Here is a 22,033-nt window from a genome sequence, read left to right on the forward strand (position 1 = left end):
ACGCCGGGCCGACCACGGCCACACCGGTCGCGCCCGTCACCCGCCCTCCGGTGCGCGAGCCTGCCGCCGAGCCGGAGGCGACCGCCCCCGCCGCCGAGGCTGCGCCGACCGGCGACGCCGGGGAGGACGCCTATCTCGCGGGCTACCGCCTGTGGGAGCAGAAGAAATTTCCCGAGGCGGCGACCGTGCTGAAGGCGGTGGTGGCGAAATACCCCAAGCATCGCCGCGCCAGCTATGCCCAGAACCTGCTCGGCCGCGCCTATCTGGACGACGGCAAGCCGGGCCTCGCCGCAGAGGCGTTCTATGCCAATTACCAGAAGATGCCGCGCGGCGACCGCGCGCCAGACAGCCTCTATTTCCTCGGCCAGTCGCTGATGAGCCTGAAGCCGGCCAAGCCGGCCGACGCCTGCAAGGTGTATGCGGAACTGCTCGACGTGTATGGCGAGAAGATCGCCCAGCCGCTGCGCGACCGCGTGACCAAGGGCCGCGCCGACGCCAAGTGCAGTGCGTGACCCGGCTGCCACGGTTCTGCCCCGCCGCGTGACGTTCACCGGGGTCGGCAAACTTCATGTGCCGTGCCGGCCTTCCGCGCCATGCCGTTGACGGGAAACCGGTTCGGCGGATGAATCCCCCCGATCCCGCCCTCGTCGCGCGCTTCAAGGACGCGCTCGGCACGCTGATGCCGGGAAGTGACGACGCCCGCCTCGGCCTGGCGGTTTCGGGCGGGCCGGACAGTCTCGCGCTGTTGCTGCTCGCCTGGGCGGCCTGCCCCGGCCGTGTCGAGGCGGCCACTGTCGATCACGGTCTTCGTCCGGAAGCCGGGGCGGAGGCTGAAATGGTGCAAGGCGTGTGCGATCGGCTCGGGGTCCGCCATGTCACGCTACGTCGCTCCGCACCGTTGGCACAGGGGCGCGGCGTGCAGGCGGCAGCGCGGGAGTTGCGTTATACTGCCATGGCCTCATGGTGCGGCGAGCGGAGGCTGGCGGCCCTCCTGACCGGCCATCATGCCGACGACCAGGCGGAGACCCTGCTGATGCGGCTCCGGCGCGGCGCCGGCATCGACGGGCTGGCAGGCGTGCGCCCCGTCCGCCCGATCGCGGCGCCCGAGGCCAGCCTGCCGGATCGCCGGGTCGTCGTGCTGCGCCCGCTGCTGGGATTCACCCGCGCCGAACTGGCGGCGGTCGCCGGCCGGGCCGGTCTCGATCCGGTCGACGATCCCTCGAACCGCGATGCGGGATATGATCGCACCCATGCCCGCAGGCTGCTGGCGGAAACCGGCTGGATCGACCCCCGCCGCATCGCTGCCAGCGCCGCCAATCTGGCCGAGGCCGCGCACGCGCTCGACTGGGCGGCCCGGCAGGAGTTTGCCCGTCGCGTGCGGGATGACGGCGCGCAGGGCCTGACGTTCGATCCCGAAGGACTGCCGGGCGAGATCCTGCGGCGGGTAGTCGAGTTCATCCTCGCGGATATCGCACGACCCGCCCCCGGCCCGGCCTGCCACACGCCTGCCGCGCCGCTTCGCGGGCCGGAACTCTCGCGCTTCATCGCCCGCCTCACCGCCGGCCGGACCGCGACACTGGGCCGCGTCCTCGCCCGCCCCGGCCTGCGCTGGCGCTTCACGGTCGCCCCGCCCCGCCGAACGTAGCAAAATCGCGACGAGCGATCGGTTCCCTTGCATTGTCATTAACCCGCAAACCCCTATCTTGCAGGCTCAAACGAGTGGAGCTTTCATGAACGACGAGAAGGAACCGCAGGCCAACCCCTGGATGAAGAGCCTGCTCATCTGGGTGGGCATCCTGCTCGCGCTCGTCCTGTTCGTGTCGATGTTCGACAGCTCGTCGCGCCAGCCGGACGGCACCAGCATTGCCTATTCCGAATTCCTCGCCCGCGTGGACGAGGGCACGGTGAAGAGTGCCGAGATCGCCGGCAACGTCGTCTCGGGCAAGCTGACCAACGACCAGAGCTTCAAGACCTATGCGCCGAGCGACCCTCAGCTGGTCGACCGGCTGACCGCCAAGGGCGTGGAATTCCGCGCCAAGCCGGAGGAGCAGGCGAGCTTCTGGATGATCCTGGTGTACCAGTCGCTGCCGTTCCTGCTGATCCTCGGCATCGCCTTCTTCGTGATGCGGCAGATGCAGAAGAACGCCGGCTCTGGCGCGATGGGCTTCGGCAAGTCGCGCGCCAAGATGCTGACCGAGAAGCAGGGCCGCGTCACCTTCGACGACGTGGCCGGCATTGACGAGGCACGCGAGGAGCTGGAGGAGATCGTCCAGTTCCTCAAGGACCCGTCGCGCTTCGCCCGGCTGGGCGGCAAGATCCCTAAGGGTGCATTGCTCGTAGGCTCGCCCGGCACCGGCAAGACCCTGCTCGCCCGCGCCATCGCGGGTGAGGCGAACGTGCCGTTCTTCACCATTTCCGGTTCGGATTTCGTCGAGATGTTCGTCGGCGTCGGTGCGAGCCGCGTGCGCGACATGTTCGAGCAGGCGAAGAAGAACGCGCCGTGCATCGTCTTCATCGACGAGATCGACGCGGTCGGCCGCCATCGCGGCGCCGGCCTCGGCAACGGTAACGACGAGCGCGAGCAGACGCTGAACCAGCTGCTCGTCGAGATGGACGGCTTCGACGCCAACGAGGGCATCATCATTGTCGCGGCGACCAACCGCCCCGACGTGCTCGATCCCGCGCTGCTGCGGCCGGGCCGGTTCGACCGTCAGGTGATCGTGCCGAAGCCGGACATCGAGGGTCGCGAGAAGATCCTCGCCGTCCATATGAAGAAGACGCCGCTCGCACCGGACGTGAACGCTCGCGTGATCGCACGCGGCACGCCGGGTTTCTCGGGTGCCGATCTGGCCAATCTCGTTAACGAAGCCGCCCTGCTGGCCGCGCGCAAGGGCAAGCGGCTGGTCGCAATGAGCGAGTTCGAGGAGGCCAAGGACAAGGTGATGATGGGGGCCGAGCGCCGCTCCATGATCATGACCGAGGACGAGAAGAAGGCGACCGCCTATCACGAGGCCGGCCATGCGCTCGTGTCGCTCTACATCCCCGGCTGCGACCCGCTGCACAAGGTGACGATCATCCCGCGTGGTCGCGCGCTGGGCGTGACGTGGAACCTGCCCGACCGCGATCGTTATTCGATGACGATGAAGCAAATGAAGGCGCGACTGTCGCTATGCTTTGGCGGCCGCATCGCCGAGCAGCTGATCTATGGCGCGGACGAGCTGAACACGGGCGCCTCGAACGACATCCAGCAGGCGACCGACATGGCCCGCTCGATGGTGATGGAATATGGCATGTCCGAGAAGCTCGGCTGGCTGCGTTATCGCGACAATCAGGACGAGGTGTTCCTCGGTCACTCCGTCAGCCGTGCGCAGAACATGTCGGAAGAGACGGCCCGGCTGATCGACTCGGAGGTCCGCCGGCTGGTCGAGGAAGGCGAGGCCCGTGCGCGTGAGGTGCTGACCGACAATCTGGACGAACTGCACCGTCTGGCCGGCGCCCTGCTGGAATATGAGACGCTGTCGGGCGATGAGTCCAAGCGGGTCATCAAGGGCGAAAGCATCGGTCGTGACGATGCCGCCGGGCGTCGTGCGGCGCAGATGGATACCGCCGGTTCCTCGATCCCCAAGAGCCGCCGTCCGGGTGGCGGATGGGACGCGGCGCCGCAGGGGGCGTGACGGTAAACGGAGCCGCGGTGACGCGGCTCCGTTTCAATATCCCACGAGGATCCTGTCACCGCCGAGCATGGTCTTTCGATCGATCGCCGGCTGTCGCGCGTGAAGCAGCGCACTTGCCTCCAGCAGCGGACGACGATCGGGGAGATCGAAGTTGATCGGGCGCAGATGCTCGACGGGCGCACCATCGACGATGCCGAGCCTCCATCCGTTTCGCAGCGCCAGATCGGCCCAGACGATATCGACCCCCCATCCCCAGCGGGACCGTGGTACCGGCGTGAGCGACGGCAGCAGCGTCGCCCGGATCGCCAGGACCGGCCCGCCTTCCACGAAGTGGCTCCGGCGAACGATACTGCCGCTCCGGCGCTGGGTGACGGCATAGGACGCATACGAGTGCATTCGATGCGCCGGCTGCGCGATATCGAGTGACGTGGCCATGATCGCGGCGACGAACCGGTCGAGAAACTGCGCGCCGAGCGCCGCATCGTCGTCGATCACCAGCAACCAGTCGCGCTTCCCTCCGTCCGCCATGATCGCCGTGACCTTGTCCCACCGGGAGACGCCGACCCGGTCGTCGATGACGATCCTCACGTCGTGCCGCGATCCGCAAGCGATACGGGTCCGCCCATGAAGTGTCTTCCGCGCGTCGGCCGACAGCGGATAGGCGGGGATCAGCACGGTGATGCGCTGCGGTGGCGAGGCGCGGAACAGCGGGCGCCAGTCGAACCGGGTCAGCGCGAAATCGAGATCCCGGTCGATCGTGCGCGCGCGCACCGGATCGACGTCCCGAAGATTGGTCGCGAGGCCGAAGGGATCGGCGAGAAGGGGGTGGGGTCGGATCGTATCGGTCATTCCGCCTCCCTGCCGCACCCTGCCCGTCGTGACGCCAAGCGCATTTGCTGCTAGGGACGCGGGCATGACCGACAGCGCCCTTCTCGACCGTCCGCTCGATGCCACCGCGCTCATCGCCGATATGGGCGCACGCGCCCGCGACGCCGCGCGTATCCTCGCCGCCACGCCGACCGGACGCAAGAGCGCCGCGCTTCTCGCCGCTGCCCGCCACCTCCGCGCCACGGTCGCCACGATCCTCGCCGCCAATGGCGAGGATGTCGCGGCCGGCGAGGCCAACGGCCTGTCCGGCGCGATGCTCGACCGGCTGCGGCTGGACGACAAGCGCCTGGAAGGCATCGCCACCGCGCTGGAGGCGGTCGCCGCACTGCCCGATCCGGTCGGCAGGGTGATCGACGAAAGCGAGCGGCCCAACGGCATGAAGCTGAGCCGCGTGCGCGTACCGCTCGGCGTGGTGGGCATCATCTATGAAAGCCGCCCGAACGTGACGGCGGATGCCGGCGCGCTGGGGCTGATGGCGGGCAACGCCGTGATCCTGCGCGGCGGATCGGAAGCGATCCGCACCAGCCGCGCGATCCACGCCGCGCTCGTCGCGGGGCTGGCGGAGGCCGGGCTGCCCGAGGACGCGATCCAGCTGGTGCCCACGACCGATCGCGCCGCGGTGGGGGCGATGCTGAAGGCGGCCGGGCTGATCGACATCATCATCCCGCGCGGCGGCAAGTCGCTCGTCGCGCGCGTGCAGGACGAGGCACGCGTGCCGGTGCTTGCCCACCTCGACGGGATCAATCACCTCTATATCGACGCCGCCGCCGATCCGGCCAAGGCCGAGGCGCTGGCGGTGAACGCCAAGATGCGCCGCACCGGCATCTGCGGCGCCACCGAGACGTTGCTGATCGACCGCGCCTTTCCCGCCCCCGGGCGGCTGGTGGCGGCATTGCTCGATGCCGGCTGCGAGGTGCGTGGCGACGTGGCCGCTCAGGCGCTGGATACGCGCGCGCTGCCCGCCACGGCCGGGGACTGGGACACCGAATATCTCGATGCGATCTGCTCGGTCGCGATCGTCGACGGCGTGGTCGGCGCCACCGCACACATCGCCCGCCACGGCTCGCACCATACCGATGCGATCGTGACGGAGGATGCCACGACCGCCGAGCGCTTTCTGGCGGAGGTCGACTCGGCGATCGTGATGTGGAACGCCTCGACCCAGTTCGCCGATGGCGGCGAATTTGGGCTGGGGGCGGAGATCGGCATCTCCACCGGCCGGCTGCACGCGCGCGGGCCAGTGGCGCTGGAAGGGCTGACGACCTACAAGTGGCTCGTGCGCGGCACGGGCCAGGTGCGGCCGTGAGGCGGCCCGGCGGGAGCCGCGCGCGCTGAAGGCGATCGGCCTGCTCGGCGGATCGTTCAACCCCGCCCATCGCGCCCACCGCCGCGTCAGCCTGGCCGCCATCGCCGCGCTGGGGCTGGACGAGGTGTGGTGGCTGGTTTCGCCCGGCAATCCGCTGAAGCCGGCGGCCGGCATGGCGCCGCTCGCCGCCCGGCTCGGTTCGGCGCGGGCGATGGCGCGGCGGGCGCCGATCCGCCCCACCGCGATCGAGCAGCGACTCGGCACGCGCTACACCGTCGACACGCTGGCCGCGCTCGTCCGCCGCTTCCCCGACCGGCGGTTCATCTGGCTGATGGGGGCGGACAATCTGGTGCAGTTCCCGCAGTGGAAGCAGTGGCGCCGGATCGCCCGCACCGTGCCGATTGCCGTTATCGCCCGACCGGGCTATGGTGGCGCCGTCCACGCCGCGAAGGCGATGGGATGGTTGTCGCGGTTCGTTCGTCCGCGCGGCCGATCGCGAGACTGGATGAACTGGAGACCGCCGGCGCTCGTGCTGCTGCGCTTTCGCCTCGATCCCACCTCAGCGACCGGCCTGCGCGCGCGCGATCCGGACTGGCATCTCTCTTTTCATTCCGCGGCCCCGCGCGATATCATCACGCGCCGCTCGATCCTCTAGGAGGCCTTTTGCCCGTTCCCACCGCCGCCAACCCCGGCCCCGCCGATCCCGAAGCCAGCGCCGCGCTGCTGCAACTCATCATCGGTTCGCTCGACGACGATCAGGCCGTCGATACGGTCAGCATCCCGCTCGCCGGCAAGAGCAGCATCGCCGACTATATGGTGATCTCCAGTGGTCGCTCCACCCGGCAGGTCGCCTCGATGGCGAACAAGCTGGGCGACAGGATCAAGGCCGAAACCGGGCGCCCCGTGCGCATGGAAGGCCTGCCCACGGCCGATTGGGTGCTGGTGGATGCGGGTGACATCATCATCCACCTGTTCCGCCCCGAGGTCCGCAGCTTCTACAATCTGGAGCGGATGTGGGCGTTTGGCGAGGCGCCCGCCGCGCCCGAGCCGCTGAGCGTGATCGAGCCGCTGGCCGAGGATGCCGAGGATCCGCGCACGCCCGACGACGGCCCGCCCGACGACCTCGACGACGACGAGGACTGACACCACCGTGCTGCTGCACATCGTGGCGCGCGGGCGGATCGGTCGCAGCCCCGAAGGCGATCTGGTCGAGCGTTATCTGAAGCGCATCGTCTGGCCGACCCGCGTGACCGAACTGCCCGATCGCGGCGGGCGGATGCCCCCGCTCGAACCGGCCACCGTGCTGGTGGCGATGGACGAGAAGGGCGAGCAGCTCGGCTCCACCGACTTCGCCGGGCGGCTGGGCCGCTGGCGTGATGACGGGCGGCGCGAGGCACGGTTTCTGATCGGTGCCGCCGACGGGCTGGAGGCGGCCGATCGCGATGCCGCCACGCTGCGTTTCGCCTTCGGGGCGGCGACATGGCCGCACATGCTGGCACGCGCGATGCTGGCCGAACAATTGTGGCGCGCGACGAGCATCCTCGCCGGCCACCCCTATCACCGCGAGGGCTGACGACGGTGCTCCGCTCCAACGCCAGCCCGGCCGGATCGCTTCGTGGCGATACCGCCCTGACGTTTGCTGCCTCGTTGCGGCGAATGGGCGCGTGGTCGACGAGCGGGGACGCGGCCGGCGAGCCACGGTTCCGACCTGGAACTACCACGACGATACCGGGTGGCGGGTCCGGCGCGCCGGGCGGCATCACTCCCGCCGTCCGGGCCAGGCTCTGCGTGGGCATTGCCGCCGCCGCGTTGCTGCTTGCCGCCGTCTCGCTCCCCCTCGGGCAGCCGCTTCCCGCCCAGTCGCTGCCGTCCCAGTCGCTGGCCGAGGAGGCGCTGGCGCTGGCCGAGGCCAAGCGGCAGGCCGCGCTGGCCCAACGGCGCTCCGCCGATTTCGAGCGGCAGGCCGCGCAGGCCGTGGGCGAGGCCGCGCGTGCCCGCGCCGAGGAAGCCGCGATCACGGCCCGCATCGTCGCCGCCGAGGCCGATATCGACGCGGCCGGTGCACGCATCGGCATCGTCGCCGCGTTGCGCGCGCAGCAGCGGGCGCGGCTGGCGTTGCGGCAGGGGCCGATCGTGCGGCTGGCGGCCGGTTTGCAGACGATGGCGCGCCGCCCCCCGGCGCTGGCGCTGGTGCAGCGCGGCTCGCTTGCCGATCTGATGCACGTCCGTGCCCTGCTCGCCGGCCAGTTGCCGCTCGTCCGCGCTCGCACCGGGCTGTTGCGGCAGGAGGTGGCCGAGGGGCTGCGGCTGCAAGGACAGGCGGATCGCGCCGCCGCCATCCTGCGCGAGGGGCAGCGCCGGCTCGATTTCCAGCGGGCCACGCTGGCCGCGCTGGAAACCGGCCACCGCGCGCGCGCGCAAACGCTGGTCGATCGCGCGATGGCCGAGCAGGATCGCGCCACGGCGCTGGGCGAGCAGGCGCGCGACATCGTCGATCTGATGGGCCGCGAGCGCGAGCGCGAGGTCCTGGCCGGTCGTCTCGCCGCCCTGCCCGGCCCGCTGCCCCGCCCGCCGATCCCCGGCTTCCCGGCAGAAGCCGCACCGCGATCGGGCCTGCTCTCGCCCGCCGGCTTCGACTATCGCCTGCCGGTGACGGGGCGGCTCGTGACCGGGCTGGGCGAGGTGGCGGAGTCGGGCGTGCGCGCCCGCGGGCTGACGCTGAACCCGCGCGTCGGCACGATGGTGGTGGCGCCCGCGCCGGGCAAGATCGTCTATGCCGGGCCTTTCAGGGATTATGGCCGCATCGTCATCATCGATCATGGCGGCGGCTGGACGAGCCTGGTCACCGGCATCGGCAAGATGCGCGTGCGGGTGGGCGAACGAGTGGCCCCGGGCCGCGCGCTGGGCCGTGCCGGCAGCACGCTGACGGTGGAATTGCGCCGCAACGGCCAGCCGGTCGATATCCCCGCGCTCGTCGCGCAGGGGTGAGGCGAGCGACGCCCGCGACCGCGCTTTGTCCGCCTGCCAAGCCGTGATATCGCCGTCTTCAGATCCCGTCGAAAGAACCATCCGCATGGCTCGTTTTCTGTTGCGTTCCGCCCTGCTCGTCAGTGCCGTCGCCCTCGTTCCCGCCGTCACCACGGCGATCGCCGCCGCCGACGTGCAGACCTATCGCGATCTCGACCAGTTCATGTCCGTGTTCGAGCGGGTCCGTTCGGAATATGTCGACAAGGTGGACGACAAGACGCTCATCAAGGGCGCGATCGACGGGATGCTCGCCAGCCTCGATCCGCACAGCAGCTATCTCGACGCGCGGGACTTCACCAACCTCAAGACGCAGACCGACGGCGCCTACGGCGGCCTCGGGCTGACGGTGAGCCTCGAGGACGGCGCGGTGAAGATCATCACGCCGACCGAGGACACGCCGGCGTTCCGCGCCGGGCTGAAGGCGGGCGACTATATCACCCACCTCGACGGCGTGCTGATCTACGGCGGCACGCTGGACGAAGCGGTGGACAAGATGCGCGGCGCCGCCGGCACGCCAGTGCGCCTCACGATCGTGCGCCCCGGCCGCGACAAGCCGTTCGACGTGACGCTGCGCCGCGAGGTGATCCAGCTGAAGCCCGTGAAGTGGGAGGTGAAGAACCGCGTCGGCATTATCAACATCAACACCTTCAACAAGAACACCGGCGAGGCGGTGCGTGCCGCGCTGGCGGGGATCGACAAGGCGGTCGGCGGCCAGCCGCTCGGCTACGTGATCGATCTGCGCTCCAACCCCGGCGGGCTGCTCGACCAGGCGATCGAGGTGGGCGACGCCTTCCTCGACCGCGGCGAGATCGTGTCGCAGCGCGGGCGCGAGAAGAATGACATCGAGCGTTACTACGCCCGCCCCGGCGACCTGAGCCACGGCCTGCCGATGGTGGTGCTGGTCGATGCCGGCTCCGCGTCTGCCGCCGAAATCGTGGCGGGCGCGTTGCAGGACCAGAAGCGCGCGATCGTGATGGGCGAGAAGAGCTTCGGCAAGGGATCGGTGCAGACGCTGCTGCCGCTGTCCGACGAGACCGCGCTGCGGCTGACCACCGCGCGCTACTTCACCCCCTCGGGCCGCTCGGTGCAGGAGGGGGGCATCCAGCCCGACATCCTCGTGCCGCAGATCACCGACCCCGATTACAAGGACAAGCCGCGCCTGCGCGAGGCCGATCTGCGCCGCCACCTCATCAACGAGGCCAAGGTGGACGACAGCGTGCTGGAAGACGACACCAAGCCCGATCCGCGCTTTGCCGCCACGGCGGAGGCGCTGAAGAAGCAGGGCGTCGAGGACTTCCAGCTCGATTATGCGCTGAAGACCATCCTGCGCCTGGGCACCACGCCACCGGCCAAGGTGGCGAACGCCGCCCCGGCAGGCGGGGCGAAGGCGGCGAAGCGCTGACGCCCGGCCCGGCCCGATGATCGCTTTCGCCAGGGCGCGCTGGCTTGCGCTGTTGCTGCCCGCCGCGCTGATGGCCGGCGCGCTCGGTTCGCAATATATCGGCGGGCTGTTCCCGTGCGAGATGTGCCACTGGCAACGCTGGCCGCATTATGCCGCGATCGTGCTGGCGCTCGCCGCCTTCGCGGGCGGTCGGGCCAGCCGCCCGCTGGTGGTGCTGGCGGCGCTGTGCATCCTCGCCTCGGGTGCGATCGGTGCGTTCCATGCCGGGGTGGAGTATCACTGGTGGCAGGGGCTGACCCGGTGTAGCACCGCGCCCGGCAGCGGCGGCGGTGACATCCTCGCCGATATCATGGCCACCCCGCTCATCCAGTGCGATCGCGCGCAATGGACGTTGTTCGGGGTTTCTCTGGCCGGATGGAATGCGCTCTTTTCACTGGCGGGCGGAACGGCGATACTCGCCCTATGCCTGAAACGCCCCCGCTGACGCCCACCCCCGCCGCGCCGCTCTCGCAGAAGGCGCGCGACATGATGCTGCGGGTCGATCAGGCCGGCGAATATGGCGCGACCCGCATCTATGCCGGACAGCTGGCGGTGATGGGCGATCACACGCCAGCCGCCCGCGCCATCGCCGGCATGGCGCTTCAGGAGGAGCGCCACCGCCTGTTCCTCGACAGGATGCTGATCGAGCGGCGGGTGCGCCCCACGTTGCTCCAGCCGGTCTGGAACGTCGCCGGCTTCGCGCTGGGCGCCGCCACCGCGCTGATCGGTCCGAAGGCGGCGATGGCCTGCACCGCCGCCGTGGAAACCGAGATCGACCGCCATTATGCCGAACAGCTCGCCGAACTTGGCGACAGCGATCCGCCGCTGGCCGAGGCGATCGCCGAATTCCAGATCGAGGAGGTCGAGCATCGCACGCTGGCGATCGCGGCCGGGGCGGAGCAGGCCGTCGCCTATCCGCTGCTGGCCGGCGTCATCCGGCTCGGCTGCCGCGCCGCCATCGCCATTTCAAAGCGTATCTGAGCAACGCAAGCCGAACGGGCGCGTTCATCGACTGCCCGCTATGAAAGACCGTATGATGAGACAGCCCCTCCTGCTCGCCACCGCCCTGTTCGCCGGGGTGACAATGCTTCCCGCAGCGCCGGCGCAGGCGCAACTGGGGGAGCGCGTGCTGACGATCTTCGGCAACGATCCGTGCCCGACCAGCAACGGCGAGGAGATCGTCGTCTGCCGACGCCTCGACGAGAACGAACGGTATCGCATCCCCAAGGACCTGCGCGATCCGGAGAACCCGGCAAACCTGACCTGGGGCGATCGCGCCAAGAGCATCGAGTATGTCGGCGCCAACGGCGTGCAGAGTTGCAGCCCGGTCGGCGCCGGCGGTGCCAGCGGCTGTTTCAAGAAGATCGTGCGGGAGGCGCGGCAGGAGCAGCATATCCGCGGCGAGGAACCCTCGATCCCGCTCAAGCTGCCCTGACCCGACGGCCCTTGAAGGCCGGCCGGTCGACACCGGCCGGCCTTGGTCAGGCTGGCTGCACCGCCGCCCGACCGTCCCCCACCGGCACTGCCTCGCCACGCGAATAGGTACCGACCAGCATTCCGGCTGCGATCACGTTGCCCGCAAGTGCCGCCAGCACCGCCGTACGGCCGGGGTTGGCATCGAGGATCGGCACGTCACCGAGCGCGAACAGCTGGAACACGTAATCGTGCGAGCCGTGGCCGGTCGGCGGATCGGGCGGCAGCCAGCCTTCGGTGAGATAACTGTTCTTGCCGACATCACGACCATCCGCCTCGCCGTCGCCGTCTGCCCGGATCGCGCCTTCGGCCAGTCCGCGTTCGCCGGCCGGCAAACCCCACACGATCGCATGGACCAGCGGGTTGGGGAACGGTGCGTCGGGATCCTCGACGATCAGCGCCAGTGCCCGCGTTGCCGTCGGCACCTCGCCCCACAGCAACGGGGGTGACACGCCCTCGCCATCGGCGGTGAACCGTTCGGGCAGGCGCGCGCCATGGGCGAAGGCGGGGCTGGAAAGATCGATCACCGCCTCGCCGACCGCCAGATCGGGACTGGCGATCACCAGCTTGGCATGGCCGGCACGCACGTTGCGCAAGCTGGCGCCGAGCCATCCGGGAACATGTTCGAGCATCTTCGTCTCCCTCGCCTCATCAACCCGCGAAGCGCGGGAACGCTCCGGCCGGCGATGGATTGGACCGGCATGAGGATCGCCACCTACAACGTGAACGGAGTGAACGGACGGCTGCCGGTGCTGCTGCGCTGGCTGGCGGAGGAAGCGCCGGATGTCGTATGCCTGCAGGAGCTGAAGGCGCCGCAGGACCGGTTCCCCGAGCAGGCGATCACGGACGCGGGCTATGGCGCGATCTGGCAGGGGCAGAAGAGCTGGAATGGCGTCGCCATCCTCGCGCGCGGGCAGGTGCCGGAGGAAACCCGGCGCGGGCTGCCCGGCGACCCCGACGACATCCAGAGCCGGTACATCGAGGCGGCGATCGACGGCGTGCTGGTGGCCGGGCTGTACCTGCCCAACGGCAACCCGAAGCCCGGCCCGAAGTTCGACTACAAGCTGGCGTGGATCGAGCGGCTGATCGACCATGCCGCCACGCTCGCGACGCTGGACGCGCCGGTGGTGCTGGCGGGCGACTACAACATCATGCCGACCGACCTTGACGTGTACAAACCCGAGCGGTGGCTGGACGACGCGCTGTTCGCGCCGGAGGCCCGCGCCGGTTTCGCCCGGCTGATCGATCAGGGATGGGTCGATGCGCTGCGGGCGCTGCATCCGGGCGAGACGATCTATACCTTCTGGGATTATTTCCGCCGCGCGTTCGATCGTGATGCCGGCCTGCGGATCGACCACCTGCTGCTCAACCCGCCCGCCGCCGTCCGGCTGGAAACCGCCGGGGTGGATCGCGCGGTCCGCGGGTGGGAGAAGAGCAGCGACCATGCACCGACGTGGATCACGCTGGGCACCAGACCGAAAAGGAGACGTCGCGCATGATCCGGCAGGCCAGCGAAACCCTCACAGTGCGCGCCGCGCGACCGGGATTGCATGATTTCACCGATCGCGTGGTGGACTGGGTGGCGCGGCAGGGCATGCACGAGGGGCTGCTTACCCTGTTCTGCCGCCACACCTCGGCCTCGCTGCTGATCCAGGAGAATGCAGCACCCGCCGCCCGCCGCGATCTGGAGGCCTACTTCGCGCGCATCGCCCCGGAAGGCCGGGGTTACGCGCATGACGACGAGGGACCGGACGACATGCCCGCCCACCTGCGCGCGGCACTGACGCAGGTTCACCTGTCAATCCCGCTGCGCGATGCCCGACTTGTGCTCGGCACGTGGCAGGGGATCTACCTGTTCGAGCACCGCCATGTGCCGACCGACCGCATGATCGCGGCCCACCTGATCGGGGTGTGAGGGGCGGATCAGTTGGGGTTGTCGGTCGTCCCGCCGGCCGCGCCGCCGCCGCCGGCACCGCCGACCTGGCCGATGTTGCCGAACAGCTCGCTGAAGAAGCCACGATTGCGGCCCAGCGTCGGCGTCTTGCCGCCCTCGGGGGAGATCTTTGCGACCTTTTCCAGCCCCGCCCGGTCCACCGCCACCACGTTGCCGGCGGCATCGAAGCGTACCGTCAGGATGGTCTGCGACACGGGCTTGGGGTTGCCGAAGGCGAACTGGCGGGTATCGCGCGACCCGTAATACCAGCTGCGATCGCCATCGAACTCACCCTCGAAGCTCGGCCGGCCCAGCGGCTTGGCCACCGAGTCGCGGTTGTCGATGCCAGGCTGCACGGTGTCGGTCAGCGTCGTATCGACGACATAACCCTTGTGGTCGCGGATACGGGCGCAGCCGGCGGTCATCGCCAGCGTGCCGCCCGCCAGCACGATCACGGCGGTGGCCCGCAGGCGGGAAGCTGAAACGCGCATCCGTGCAATCTCCTCAACGCGCCGGCCCCGGGCCGACACAAGGCCCGCGCAAACCCGTTGCATCGCAGGCCGGCCGCCTCAATATGCGCGGAGACCCTGCCGGCGCAAGCGCGGCGACCATCAGTCAGGACAAGCGCGCGTGTCGATCTTCCGCCGATTCTTCCAGGGCAGCGAAACCCGCGCGCCGTTGCGGCCGCTTTACGCCGCCATCGTGGCGCGGGGCCGCCAGCCCGAGTGGTATCGGCAGGGCGCCGTGCCGGACACGCTGGATGGCCGCTTCGACATGATCGCGGCGGTGCTGGCGCTGGTGCTGATCCGGCTGGAAGCGGCGGGCGACGCCTACCGCGCGCCCTCCACGCTGGTGACGGAGCTGTTCGTCGACGACATGGACGGGCAGCTGCGGCAGGCCGGCATCGGCGACATCGTGGTCGGCAAGCATATCGGCCGGATGATGGCGGCACTGGGCGGGCGCATCACCGCCTATCGCGAGGCGCTGGCCGGGAACGAGGATCTCGCCGCCGCGCTGGTGCGCAACCTCTATCGCGGGGAGGCGCCGGACGAGGCGGCGCTGGCGTTCACCACCGATCGACTGCGCGGGTTCCACGAGGCGCTGGCCGTCACGCCGGCGGAGGCGATCATCGCGGGGCAGCTGCCATGAGCGACATCGCCAACGAATTCGCCCGCCCCGCCCGGATCGACACGATCGGCGACGAGGACCATCTGATCGCGATCGAGGCGGATGAAACCGAGCGTGCGGCCCTCGCCCGCCGGTTCGATCTCGTCACGGTCGATCGGTTGACGGCCGAGGTGCACGTGCGTCGCGTGGGGCAGATCGTCCATGCCCACGGCATCGTGCGGGCCGGCGTGGTCCAGTCCTGCGTGGCCACCGGCGAGCCCCTGCCTGTCACGGTGTCCGCGCCGCTGCTCCTGCGCTTCGTGCCCGAGGCGGAGATGGCCGCGCAGGAGGAGATGGAGCTGGAGGCCGACGATTGCGACACGATCGGCTACGATGGCGCGGCGGTCGATCTGGGCGAGGCGGCGGCCGAGACGCTGTACCTCGCGCTCGATCCGTTCCCCCGCGCGCCGGACGCGGACCAGACGCTGAAGGCGGCCGGGGTGGTGGACGCGGAGGACGTCGGCCCGTTCGCCGCGCTGAAGAGCCTGCGCGACAAGCTGGGGAAATAGCCTAGCGCGACCGCCCCGGTCCGAGCAGCGCGATCAGCACCGGATCGCGCGTCGCCGCCGGATCGGCGCGGATCGCCGCTTCCTCCCGGCCGATCACGCGGAAGATGCCGTCCGCCGCCTGATTGGCGACGGTGCGGCCGAGTTCGAGATAATCGATCCCCGTTTCCTCGGCCACCGCCGCGCTCATCGCGCCGACCAGATCGTTGCGCAACAGGCCGGAGAGTTCGGGCACCATCGTCTCGACCACCTGCCCGCCGACGCGCTCGCGCAGCAGGCCGGTCGCCGCCTCCGGGCCGCCGCGCAGCACGCGCACGGCGTCGGCGGGGGAGAGGCTGCGCACCCCGTCCAGCACGATCGGGGCGGCACGCTCCGCCGCCTCGCCCGCCGCCGCGTTCAGCGCGAGGGCGACCCGGCGGCGCACGGCATCGCTGCGCATGAAGGTGTCGATCAGCCGGCTCATCCGGCCGCCGGCGATGCCGTTGCCCGCCCCCTGCGGCGGGGCGATGCGGGCGAGTTGCTCGTCATAGAAGCCGTTCGGCTGGAGCAGACGGGCAAAGGCACGTCGGGTGGAAAGCGTGAGCAGGCGGCGCACCCCCTCCTCCACGCTGTAGCCGGTCGGCCCGCCGACGCACGCGGCCAGCCCCGCAACGGGCATCAGGGCGGCCCAGCCGAGCAGGCGCCGTCGATCGATCATGCTGTTCATGCCGCATCCTTCACCGGCGCCGGATAACCCGCGATGAACGGGCTGCGGGCGTAACGGGCGCGCGGGCGGGGCGTTCCGCTCAGGCCGCGCGACGGGGGGCGGCGGCGGGCCACCGGGTCGGGTCCACCTCGGGCAGCGCGGCAAGCGCGGCGGCATCCACGCTCGTCGACAGGGTTTCACCACGGATCGTCACATCCTCCCAGCGCATCGCATGCAGTCGCTCCCCCACCCCGCCGATCCCCCCTTCGGCGACGACGAGATAGGCGATGCCGCCCCCGTCGCACCGCGCCATCGCGCCGACCGATCGGCCGACGCCGGTGCCGTCGCGATGCAGCACCGGGCGATCGATCAGGTTGCCGACCGGGAACAGCGTGGCGTCCGCCGCTGTGCTGCGCGCCTGTGCCTCCCTGGCCCCGGCGTCATAGCGCGCGACCCGGCCAAGCCAGCGCCAGATGCCGACGAGGTTGACGAGAGTGAGGAAGCCGTTGGCCAGCAGCAGGTTCTGTTGCCCCGTCGTCACCGCCACCGTGACCCACGCGATCGAGCCGACGGTGAAGACGACGAAGCCCCAGCCGGTCACGCGCGGGCCGAGATTCGACGCGGTCATGATCGCCGCGATCATCGTCGCGATCGGGGCGATCCAGCCGGCCAGCTCTTCCATCATCGCATCCTTCGTGGGCGGGACCGCGCGAGATCGCGCCGCGTATCGATGTCGGCTGGCTGGCGAGCGTTGTCGGTCAGCCAGCGGGTGCGACCCGCGATCAACCCGGCCAGTCCACGATCGCCGCGCAGCCTCGCCACCGTCGCGCGGTCCGGTCGCCGAAGCAGGACGGGGTGGCCCGGGCCGTCGCGCCCGCGCGGACGAACGGCGTCGTCGCCGGGGCGCAGCGAGCGGGCGAGGCGGCGGGGGAGCGCGGCCGGGATGGCGGGCATGTCGCCGAGGAAGACGAAGATCTCGCGCTCTATCGGCCACAGTGCCGCCAGCCCCGCTCTCAGGCTGGCCGAAACCCCCAAGGGATGATCGTGCGCGAACACGACGCTGGTGCGCGGCCCGCGGGCGATACGGGCGATGCGGGCGCGATCATGCCCCGCCACCACGATGATCCGTGCCGCGGGCGCGGCGCGGGCCGCCGCCAGCGCACGCGACAGGATCGGCCGGCCGCCGGCGTGGGCAAGCAGCTTGTTGCCGCCGACGAAACGCCGGGAACGGCCTGCGGCAAGAACGAGGACGACGCGCATTCGCCGGCAATAACATATTGGAATGAGACAAGAATATAAAAATAAAGGCGCCGTCACGGTTGTCCGTGACGACGCCTTCGCGACCCTCGGGTGAGGAACTCAGATCTTGTTGATGGCGCCCTTGACATCACCCTTGGCACCCTGCAGGTCGCCCTTGGCTTCCTGCGCATCGCCTTCGGCCTTCAGCTCTGGCTTGTCGAGTGCATCGCCGAGGGCGCGCTTGGCCTTGCCGATGGCTTCGTTGGCTGCACCGGCTGCCTTGTCCGCGAATTCGCCCATGTCGATCTCCTTGAGTGGGTGCCGGCGGCGGGGGGACACCGCCGGCGGGGGGAACAGGATCTAGAACCGGCGGCCCGGTCGGGAGTTCCGATGCTCGCCGGGTTACTTTTTGTTCACGCCCCGGCCGGGGTATCGAAAAGCGGGTCGCCCGCGCGCGCCCGAAGGGTTACTGCGGTGGCATGATACAGGAACTCGTCGAAATCCACGTCATCCCCGGCCACGAGGAGGCGTTCGTCGCCGCCGTCGCGGAGGCCAAACCATTGTTCCTCGCGGCCAAAGGCTGCCACGGCCTCTCGCTTCATCGCTCGGTCGAGGTGCAGGACCTGTACCGCCTGCTGGTGCAATGGGAGACGGTGGACGACCATATGGTCGGCTTCCGCAACTCGGACGGCTTCGCCGAGTGGCGGCGGCTGGCCGGGCCGCATTTCGCCCGGCCGCCGCATGTCGAGCATCTCGAGGCGGTGATCGCCTAGATCAGCCCGGCCAGCGGGCTGGATGGATCGGCATACATCCGCCGCCCCATCCGCCCCGCGCGATAGGCGAGCCGGCCGGCGGCCACCGCCGCCTTCATCGCCGCCGCCATCAGCAACGGATCGCGCGCCTCGGCGATGGCGGTGTTCATCAGCACGCCGTCACAACCCAGCTCCATCGCCACCGCCGCATCGGAGGCGGTGCCGACGCCGGCATCGACCAGCACCGGCACCCTGGCACCCTCCACGATCAGGCGGATCATCACCGGGTTCTGCAGCCCCAGCCCCGAGCCGATCGGTGCGCCCAGCGGCATGATCGCGACCGCGCCGGCATCCTCCAGCCGGCGCGTGGCGATCGGGTCGTCGGCGCAATAGACCATCGGCTCGAAGCCCTCTTTCGCAAGGATCTCGGTGGCGCGTAGCGTTTCCAGCATATCAGGGTAGAGCGTCTTGGCCTCGCCCAGCACCTCCAGCTTCACCAGTGTCCAGCCGCCGGCCTCGCGCGCCAGCCGCAGCGTGCGGATCGCCTCGTCGCCGGTGAAGCAGCCGGCCGTGTTGGGCAGATAGGTGATCTTCTTCGGGTCGATGAAGTCGGTCAGCATCGGCGCCTTGGGGTCGGCGATGTTGACCCGCCGCACCGCGACGGTGACGATCTCCGCCCCCGAGGCCGCGACGGCCGCGGCATTCTGCGCGAAATCCTTGTACTTGCCCGTGCCCACGATCAGCCGCGAGCGGAAGGTGCGGCCGGCCACCGTCCAGCTGTCGTCGTCCACCTTGGCCGCATGGTCGCCACCGCCCCCCGCGACCGGATGGTCGCCACCGCCGACGAAGTGGACGATCTCCAGCTCGTCGCCGTCCTCCACCTTCACGGTTGCCAGCGTGGAGCGCGGTACCACCTCCAGATTGCGTTCCACCGCCACCTTGGTAGGTTCCAGCCCCAGTTCGGCGGCGAGTTCGGCCAGCGTGATGCCCCCGGCCACGCGGCGATGCTCGCCGTTCACGTGGATGCTGATGGTGCCGTCGGTCGTCATGCCTGTCTCCAATCGCGTGGCGCCCCATTTAGGTGGCCGCACCCGCCCGGCCAACCGATTTGCGGGGGGCGGATTTGCGTGGACGCGCCACTTCGCCTAATCCGCCCGCTTTCCACAACATCCGACCCCACAACGGAGTGAACGGCGATGGCCGATACCGTCTTCGTGCTGAACGGCCCGAACCTGAACATGCTGGGCCTGCGCGAGCCGGAGATCTACGGCCACGACACGCTGGACGACATCGCCGACGAACTGCACGATCAGGCGCTGGCGCTGGGCCTGTCGATCGACATGCGCCAGTCCAATCACGAGGGCCATCTGATCGACTGGCTGCACGAGGCGAACGCACTGCCCGCGCGCGCCGTGTTGCTGAACGCCGGCGGCCTCACCCACACCTCCGTCTCGCTGCACGACGCGATCAAGAGCATCACCGTGCCGGTGATCGAGGTGCACCTGTCCAATCCGCACCGGCGGGAGGATTTTCGCCATCGCAGCTACATCGGCATGGCCGCGCACGGAACGATCGCGGGGTTCGGGAAATTGTCGTACGCGCTCGCGCTGGACGCGGCGGCACGGCTCTGACAACTAGCGCCACTACTTCAGGGAGGGTCAGCCATGACCGACACTAACAACGGCGCGATGCAGGTCGATCCCGCGCTCGTCCGCCAGCTTGCCGAACTGCTCGACGAAACCAACCTCACCGAGATCGAGGTGGAGGATGGCGACCGCCGCATCCGCGTGGCACGCAAGGCCGCTGCCGTGCAGGCGCCCGCCGCGACGCAGTACGCCCTCGCACCCGCCGCCCCTGCTCCGGTGATCGCGCCGACCCCGGCGGCGGCCCCGCCCGAGGTGGACGCCGCGGACCATCCCGGCACGGTGAAATCGCCGATGGTCGGCACGGTGTATCTGGCCGCCGAGCCGGGCGCCAAGCCGTTCTCGGCCATCGGCACGCAGGTGGCGGCCGGCGATACGCTGCTGATCGTGGAAGCGATGAAGGTGATGAACCCGATCCTCTCGCCCCGCGCCGGCACGGTGAAGGCGGTGCTGGTGGAGAACGGCCAGCCGGTCGAGTTCGACCAGCCGCTCGCGATCGTCGAGTAGGCAGGTGTCGTCCGACATCCGGCCCATCCGCAAGGTTTTGATCGCCAACCGGGGCGAGATCGCGCTGCGCATCCATCGCGCCTGTCACGAGATGGGCATCGAGACGGTCGCGGTCCATTCCACCGCCGACAGCGAGGCGATGCATGTGCGCCTCGCCGATCAGGCGGTATGCATCGGCCCACCGCCGGCGGCCGACAGCTATCTGAACATCCCGAACATCATTGCCGCCGCCGAGATCTCGGGCGCGGACGCGATCCATCCGGGCTACGGCTTCCTCAGCGAGAACGCGCGCTTCGCCGAGATCGTGGAGAGCCACAACCTCATCTGGATCGGCCCGAAGCCCGAGCATATCCGCACGATGGGCGACAAGATCGAGGCCAAGCTCACCGCCGGTCGGCTGGGCCTGCCGCTGGTGCCGGGGTCGGACGGCGCGCTGACCGATCTGGCCGAGGCCAAGGCGCTGGCGGCGCGGATCGGCTACCCGGTGCTCATCAAGGCGGCGTCAGGCGGCGGCGGGCGCGGCATGAAGGTGGTGCCGGAGGAGAGCCAGCTCGAAACGCTGATGGCGCAGGCCGGCAGCGAGGCGAAGTCCGCGTTCGGCGACGCGACCGTCTATATGGAGAAATATCTCGGTGACCCGCGCCACATCGAGTTCCAGGTGTTCGGCGACGGCAAGGGCAACGCGATCCATCTCGGCGAGCGCGACTGCTCGCTCCAGCGCCGTCACCAGAAAGTGCTGGAAGAGGCCCCCTCCCCGGTCATCTCGGCGGAACAGCGGATGCGCATGGGTGGCGTGGTGGCGAAGGCGATGGCCGACATGGGCTATCGCGGCGCCGGTACGATCGAGTTCCTCTACGAGAATGGCGAATTCTACTTCATCGAGATGAACACCCGCCTGCAGGTGGAGCATCCGGTGACCGAGGCGATCACCGGCCTTGATCTGGTGCGCGAGCAGATCCGTATCGCGGAGGGAAAACCGCTGACGCTGCGGCAGGAGGATGTCGAGTTTCGCGGCCACGCGATCGAGTGCCGCATCAACGCCGAGGATCCGCGCACCTTCGCCCCCTCACCGGGGCTGGTGAAGGGCTTCCACGCGCCAGGCGGAATGCACGTGCGGGTGGATAGCGGGTTGTACGCCGGCTACCGCGTGCCGCCTTATTACGACAGCATGATCGCCAAGCTGATCGTGTACGGCACCACCCGCGCGGGCGCGTTGCGCCGGCTGCGGCGGGCGCTTGAGGAGTTCGTGATCGAGGGGGTCAAGACCACGATCCCGCTGCATCAGGCGCTGCTCGACGACCCGGAATTCCAGTCCGGCGACTATACGATCAAGTGGCTGGAGGAATGGCTTGCCAAGCAGGACGCGGCGGACAAGGCCGCGGCGGAGACGGCGGCGTGAAGGCGACGATCTGGCACAACCCCAAATGCGGCACCTCTCGCAAGACGCTGGCGCTGCTGGAGGAGGCCGGCGCCGACGTAACGGTCGTGGAGTATCTGAAGACCCCGCCCGCCGCCGCGGCCCTCGCCGATCTCTACGCCCGCGCCAGCCTCACCCCGCGGGAGGGGCTGCGGGTGAGGGAACCGGCAGCCCGGCTGCTGATCGATACCGGGGCGAGCGATACCGACATCCTCGCCGCGATGGTGGCGGACCCGATCCTGATCGAGCGCCCGCTGGTGGAAACCGAACGCGGCGTGCGCCTGTGCCGCCCGCAGGAGCGGGTGAGCGAGATTCTGTGAGCCGGGCCGGGATCGTGCGTTGATTTGCCACACGCCGGCCGTAGATTGAGGCCGC

Annotated in this window: 29 protein-coding genes; 21 read left to right on the top strand and 8 right to left on the bottom strand. The window is 69.8% G+C overall.

Going from position 1 to position 22,033, the window contains the following annotated elements:
* The 3 genes from FOY91_RS11520 to ftsH form a co-directional block, all read left to right on the top strand.
* Nucleotides 1-512 (top strand): tetratricopeptide repeat protein (locus tag FOY91_RS11520; protein WP_145151755.1); only part of this gene is annotated, 512 nt, incomplete at its 5' end.
* Between the two features lie 110 nt (nucleotides 513-622).
* Nucleotides 623-1,645 (top strand): tRNA lysidine(34) synthetase TilS, encoded by a 1,023-nt coding sequence (tilS, locus tag FOY91_RS11525; RefSeq protein WP_145151758.1) that lies wholly within the window; start codon nucleotides 623-625, stop codon nucleotides 1,643-1,645.
* An 85-nt stretch (nucleotides 1,646-1,730) separates the two neighbouring features.
* Nucleotides 1,731-3,674: an ATP-dependent zinc metalloprotease FtsH gene (gene ftsH, locus FOY91_RS11530; protein ID WP_145151760.1), complete on the top strand. Its 1,944-nt coding sequence runs from the start codon at nucleotides 1,731-1,733 to the stop codon at nucleotides 3,672-3,674.
* Between the two features lie 33 nt (nucleotides 3,675-3,707).
* On the opposite strand, the gene FOY91_RS11535 is transcribed toward ftsH, so the two are convergent.
* Nucleotides 3,708-4,523 carry a hypothetical protein gene (locus FOY91_RS11535; RefSeq protein ID WP_145151763.1) on the bottom strand — a complete coding sequence of 272 codons (816 nt, stop codon included), beginning with the start codon at nucleotides 4,521-4,523 and terminating at the stop codon, nucleotides 3,708-3,710.
* A gap of 64 nt (nucleotides 4,524-4,587) precedes the next feature.
* Here FOY91_RS11535 and FOY91_RS11540 point away from each other — a divergent pair, with 64 nt between their 5' ends.
* From FOY91_RS11540 to FOY91_RS11580, 9 genes are all read left to right on the top strand, one after another.
* A complete protein-coding gene (locus FOY91_RS11540) occupies nucleotides 4,588-5,868 on the top strand; it encodes a glutamate-5-semialdehyde dehydrogenase (RefSeq protein ID WP_145151766.1) in 1,281 nt (426 codons plus the stop codon).
* Nucleotides 5,869-5,893: 25 nt separating this feature from the next.
* Entirely contained in the window at nucleotides 5,894-6,523 is a 630-nt protein-coding gene (locus tag FOY91_RS11545) for a nicotinate-nucleotide adenylyltransferase (protein WP_145151769.1), read from the top strand.
* 65 nt (nucleotides 6,524-6,588) lie between these two features.
* Nucleotides 6,589-7,011, top strand: coding sequence for a ribosome silencing factor (rsfS, locus tag FOY91_RS11550; RefSeq protein ID WP_420822881.1), 423 nt, complete (start codon nucleotides 6,589-6,591; stop codon nucleotides 7,009-7,011).
* A gap of 7 nt (nucleotides 7,012-7,018) precedes the next feature.
* Nucleotides 7,019-7,441, top strand: coding sequence for a 23S rRNA (pseudouridine(1915)-N(3))-methyltransferase RlmH (locus tag FOY91_RS11555; RefSeq protein ID WP_145151775.1), 423 nt, complete (start codon nucleotides 7,019-7,021; stop codon nucleotides 7,439-7,441).
* Nucleotides 7,442-7,656: 215 nt separating this feature from the next.
* Nucleotides 7,657-8,856 (top strand): murein hydrolase activator EnvC family protein, encoded by a 1,200-nt coding sequence (locus tag FOY91_RS11560; protein WP_238995640.1) that lies wholly within the window; start codon nucleotides 7,657-7,659, stop codon nucleotides 8,854-8,856.
* 85 nt (nucleotides 8,857-8,941) lie between these two features.
* A complete protein-coding gene (locus FOY91_RS11565; protein WP_145151778.1) occupies nucleotides 8,942-10,297 on the top strand; it encodes a S41 family peptidase in 1,356 nt (451 codons plus the stop codon).
* 16 nt (nucleotides 10,298-10,313) lie between these two features.
* A complete protein-coding gene (locus FOY91_RS11570) occupies nucleotides 10,314-10,781 on the top strand; it encodes a disulfide bond formation protein B (RefSeq protein ID WP_145151781.1) in 468 nt (155 codons plus the stop codon).
* Nucleotides 10,760-11,317 carry a demethoxyubiquinone hydroxylase family protein gene (locus FOY91_RS11575; protein ID WP_145151784.1) on the top strand — a complete coding sequence of 186 codons (558 nt, stop codon included), beginning with the start codon at nucleotides 10,760-10,762 and terminating at the stop codon, nucleotides 11,315-11,317. The genes FOY91_RS11570 and FOY91_RS11575 overlap by 22 nt, the downstream gene beginning before the upstream one ends.
* A gap of 55 nt (nucleotides 11,318-11,372) precedes the next feature.
* Nucleotides 11,373-11,771, top strand: coding sequence for a hypothetical protein (locus FOY91_RS11580; RefSeq protein WP_145151787.1), 399 nt, complete (start codon nucleotides 11,373-11,375; stop codon nucleotides 11,769-11,771).
* Between the two features lie 46 nt (nucleotides 11,772-11,817).
* Here the strand turns inward: FOY91_RS11580 and FOY91_RS11585 are convergent, their stop codons facing one another.
* Nucleotides 11,818-12,441 (bottom strand): YbhB/YbcL family Raf kinase inhibitor-like protein, encoded by a 624-nt coding sequence (locus FOY91_RS11585; RefSeq protein WP_145151790.1) that lies wholly within the window; start codon nucleotides 12,439-12,441, stop codon nucleotides 11,818-11,820.
* Nucleotides 12,442-12,510: 69 nt separating this feature from the next.
* On the opposite strand from FOY91_RS11585, the gene xth reads away from it, so the two are divergent.
* Nucleotides 12,511-13,308: an exodeoxyribonuclease III gene (gene xth / locus FOY91_RS11590; RefSeq protein ID WP_145151793.1), complete on the top strand. Its 798-nt coding sequence runs from the start codon at nucleotides 12,511-12,513 to the stop codon at nucleotides 13,306-13,308.
* Nucleotides 13,308-13,724 (top strand): secondary thiamine-phosphate synthase enzyme YjbQ, encoded by a 417-nt coding sequence (locus tag FOY91_RS11595; protein WP_420822882.1) that lies wholly within the window; start codon nucleotides 13,308-13,310, stop codon nucleotides 13,722-13,724. Before xth ends, FOY91_RS11595 begins: the two co-directional genes overlap by 1 nt.
* Nucleotides 13,725-13,732: 8 nt before the next feature.
* Here FOY91_RS11595 and FOY91_RS11600 read toward each other — a convergent pair whose 3' ends face one another.
* Nucleotides 13,733-14,233 (bottom strand): outer membrane protein assembly factor BamE, encoded by a 501-nt coding sequence (locus tag FOY91_RS11600; protein ID WP_145151799.1) that lies wholly within the window; start codon nucleotides 14,231-14,233, stop codon nucleotides 13,733-13,735.
* Nucleotides 14,234-14,372: 139 nt separating this feature from the next.
* On the opposite strand from FOY91_RS11600, the gene FOY91_RS11605 reads away from it, so the two are divergent.
* On the top strand, nucleotides 14,373-14,891 hold the full coding sequence (locus FOY91_RS11605; protein ID WP_145151802.1) for a ubiquinol-cytochrome C chaperone family protein: 519 nt from the start codon (nucleotides 14,373-14,375) through the stop codon (nucleotides 14,889-14,891).
* Nucleotides 14,888-15,418 (top strand): YceD family protein, encoded by a 531-nt coding sequence (locus FOY91_RS11610; RefSeq protein ID WP_145151805.1) that lies wholly within the window; start codon nucleotides 14,888-14,890, stop codon nucleotides 15,416-15,418. Before FOY91_RS11605 ends, FOY91_RS11610 begins: the two co-directional genes overlap by 4 nt.
* 1 nt (nucleotide 15,419) lies before the next feature.
* On the opposite strand, the gene FOY91_RS11615 is transcribed toward FOY91_RS11610, so the two are convergent.
* From FOY91_RS11615 to FOY91_RS11630, 4 genes are all read right to left on the bottom strand, one after another.
* On the bottom strand, nucleotides 15,420-16,121 hold the full coding sequence (locus FOY91_RS11615) for a DUF4197 family protein (protein ID WP_162527213.1): 702 nt from the start codon (nucleotides 16,119-16,121) through the stop codon (nucleotides 15,420-15,422).
* Between the two features lie 79 nt (nucleotides 16,122-16,200).
* On the bottom strand, nucleotides 16,201-16,782 hold the full coding sequence (locus FOY91_RS11620; RefSeq protein ID WP_145151873.1) for a PRC-barrel domain containing protein: 582 nt from the start codon (nucleotides 16,780-16,782) through the stop codon (nucleotides 16,201-16,203).
* Entirely contained in the window at nucleotides 16,782-17,360 is a 579-nt protein-coding gene (locus FOY91_RS11625; protein ID WP_145151812.1) for a nucleotidyltransferase family protein, read from the bottom strand. Before FOY91_RS11625 ends, FOY91_RS11620 begins: the two co-directional genes overlap by 1 nt.
* A gap of 99 nt (nucleotides 17,361-17,459) precedes the next feature.
* Nucleotides 17,460-17,639: a CsbD family protein gene (locus FOY91_RS11630; protein WP_145151815.1), complete on the bottom strand. Its 180-nt coding sequence runs from the start codon at nucleotides 17,637-17,639 to the stop codon at nucleotides 17,460-17,462.
* A gap of 179 nt (nucleotides 17,640-17,818) precedes the next feature.
* Here FOY91_RS11630 and FOY91_RS11635 point away from each other — a divergent pair, with 179 nt between their 5' ends.
* Nucleotides 17,819-18,112, top strand: coding sequence for an antibiotic biosynthesis monooxygenase family protein (locus FOY91_RS11635; RefSeq protein ID WP_145151818.1), 294 nt, complete (start codon nucleotides 17,819-17,821; stop codon nucleotides 18,110-18,112).
* Here the strand turns inward: FOY91_RS11635 and thiS are convergent.
* Nucleotides 18,109-19,140 (bottom strand): sulfur carrier protein ThiS, encoded by a 1,032-nt coding sequence (gene thiS, locus FOY91_RS11640; RefSeq protein ID WP_145151821.1) that lies wholly within the window; start codon nucleotides 19,138-19,140, stop codon nucleotides 18,109-18,111. The genes FOY91_RS11635 and thiS overlap by 4 nt on opposite strands.
* A gap of 147 nt (nucleotides 19,141-19,287) precedes the next feature.
* Between thiS and aroQ the strand changes: the two genes are divergently transcribed.
* From aroQ to arsC, 4 genes are read left to right on the top strand one after another with little or no spacing between them, the layout of a single operon-like run.
* On the top strand, nucleotides 19,288-19,722 hold the full coding sequence (gene aroQ / locus FOY91_RS11645) for a type II 3-dehydroquinate dehydratase (RefSeq protein WP_145151824.1): 435 nt from the start codon (nucleotides 19,288-19,290) through the stop codon (nucleotides 19,720-19,722).
* Between the two features lie 33 nt (nucleotides 19,723-19,755).
* Entirely contained in the window at nucleotides 19,756-20,241 is a 486-nt protein-coding gene (gene accB, locus FOY91_RS11650; RefSeq protein ID WP_203234550.1) for an acetyl-CoA carboxylase biotin carboxyl carrier protein, read from the top strand.
* A gap of 4 nt (nucleotides 20,242-20,245) precedes the next feature.
* Entirely contained in the window at nucleotides 20,246-21,640 is a 1,395-nt protein-coding gene (gene accC, locus FOY91_RS11655; protein WP_145151827.1) for an acetyl-CoA carboxylase biotin carboxylase subunit, read from the top strand.
* Entirely contained in the window at nucleotides 21,637-21,978 is a 342-nt protein-coding gene (gene arsC / locus FOY91_RS11660; RefSeq protein WP_145151829.1) for an arsenate reductase (glutaredoxin), read from the top strand. The genes accC and arsC overlap by 4 nt, the downstream gene beginning before the upstream one ends.
* Nucleotides 21,979-22,033 lie beyond the last annotated feature (55 nt).

This window comes from Alterirhizorhabdus solaris (assembly GCF_007785815.1).
Lineage (GTDB): Bacteria > Pseudomonadota > Alphaproteobacteria > Sphingomonadales > Sphingomonadaceae > Alterirhizorhabdus > Alterirhizorhabdus solaris.

Coding starts and splice junctions, on each gene's coding strand:
- FOY91_RS11625 (WP_145151812.1), bottom strand. CDS start 17,360: ATGCGCGTCGTCCTCGTTCTTGCCGCAGGCCGTTCCCGGCGTTTCGTC.
- ftsH (WP_145151760.1), top strand. CDS start 1,731: ATGAACGACGAGAAGGAACCGCAGGCCAACCCCTGGATGAAGAGCCTG.
- thiS (WP_145151821.1), bottom strand. CDS start 19,140: ATGACGACCGACGGCACCATCAGCATCCACGTGAACGGCGAGCATCGC.
- FOY91_RS11570 (WP_145151781.1), top strand. CDS start 10,314: ATGATCGCTTTCGCCAGGGCGCGCTGGCTTGCGCTGTTGCTGCCCGCC.
- FOY91_RS11620 (WP_145151873.1), bottom strand. CDS start 16,782: ATGGAAGAGCTGGCCGGCTGGATCGCCCCGATCGCGACGATGATCGCG.
- FOY91_RS11540 (WP_145151766.1), top strand. CDS start 4,588: ATGACCGACAGCGCCCTTCTCGACCGTCCGCTCGATGCCACCGCGCTC.
- FOY91_RS11565 (WP_145151778.1), top strand. CDS start 8,942: ATGGCTCGTTTTCTGTTGCGTTCCGCCCTGCTCGTCAGTGCCGTCGCC.
- FOY91_RS11585 (WP_145151790.1), bottom strand. CDS start 12,441: ATGCTCGAACATGTTCCCGGATGGCTCGGCGCCAGCTTGCGCAACGTG.
- accB (WP_203234550.1), top strand. CDS start 19,756: ATGACCGACACTAACAACGGCGCGATGCAGGTCGATCCCGCGCTCGTC.
- FOY91_RS11635 (WP_145151818.1), top strand. CDS start 17,819: ATGATACAGGAACTCGTCGAAATCCACGTCATCCCCGGCCACGAGGAG.
- FOY91_RS11580 (WP_145151787.1), top strand. CDS start 11,373: ATGAGACAGCCCCTCCTGCTCGCCACCGCCCTGTTCGCCGGGGTGACA.
- xth (WP_145151793.1), top strand. CDS start 12,511: ATGAGGATCGCCACCTACAACGTGAACGGAGTGAACGGACGGCTGCCG.
- FOY91_RS11615 (WP_162527213.1), bottom strand. CDS start 16,121: ATGAACAGCATGATCGATCGACGGCGCCTGCTCGGCTGGGCCGCCCTG.
- FOY91_RS11600 (WP_145151799.1), bottom strand. CDS start 14,233: ATGCGCGTTTCAGCTTCCCGCCTGCGGGCCACCGCCGTGATCGTGCTG.
- FOY91_RS11535 (WP_145151763.1), bottom strand. CDS start 4,523: ATGACCGATACGATCCGACCCCACCCCCTTCTCGCCGATCCCTTCGGC.
- tilS (WP_145151758.1), top strand. CDS start 623: ATGAATCCCCCCGATCCCGCCCTCGTCGCGCGCTTCAAGGACGCGCTC.
- aroQ (WP_145151824.1), top strand. CDS start 19,288: ATGGCCGATACCGTCTTCGTGCTGAACGGCCCGAACCTGAACATGCTG.
- FOY91_RS11575 (WP_145151784.1), top strand. CDS start 10,760: ATGCCTGAAACGCCCCCGCTGACGCCCACCCCCGCCGCGCCGCTCTCG.
- FOY91_RS11630 (WP_145151815.1), bottom strand. CDS start 17,639: ATGGGCGAATTCGCGGACAAGGCAGCCGGTGCAGCCAACGAAGCCATC.
- FOY91_RS11610 (WP_145151805.1), top strand. CDS start 14,888: ATGAGCGACATCGCCAACGAATTCGCCCGCCCCGCCCGGATCGACACG.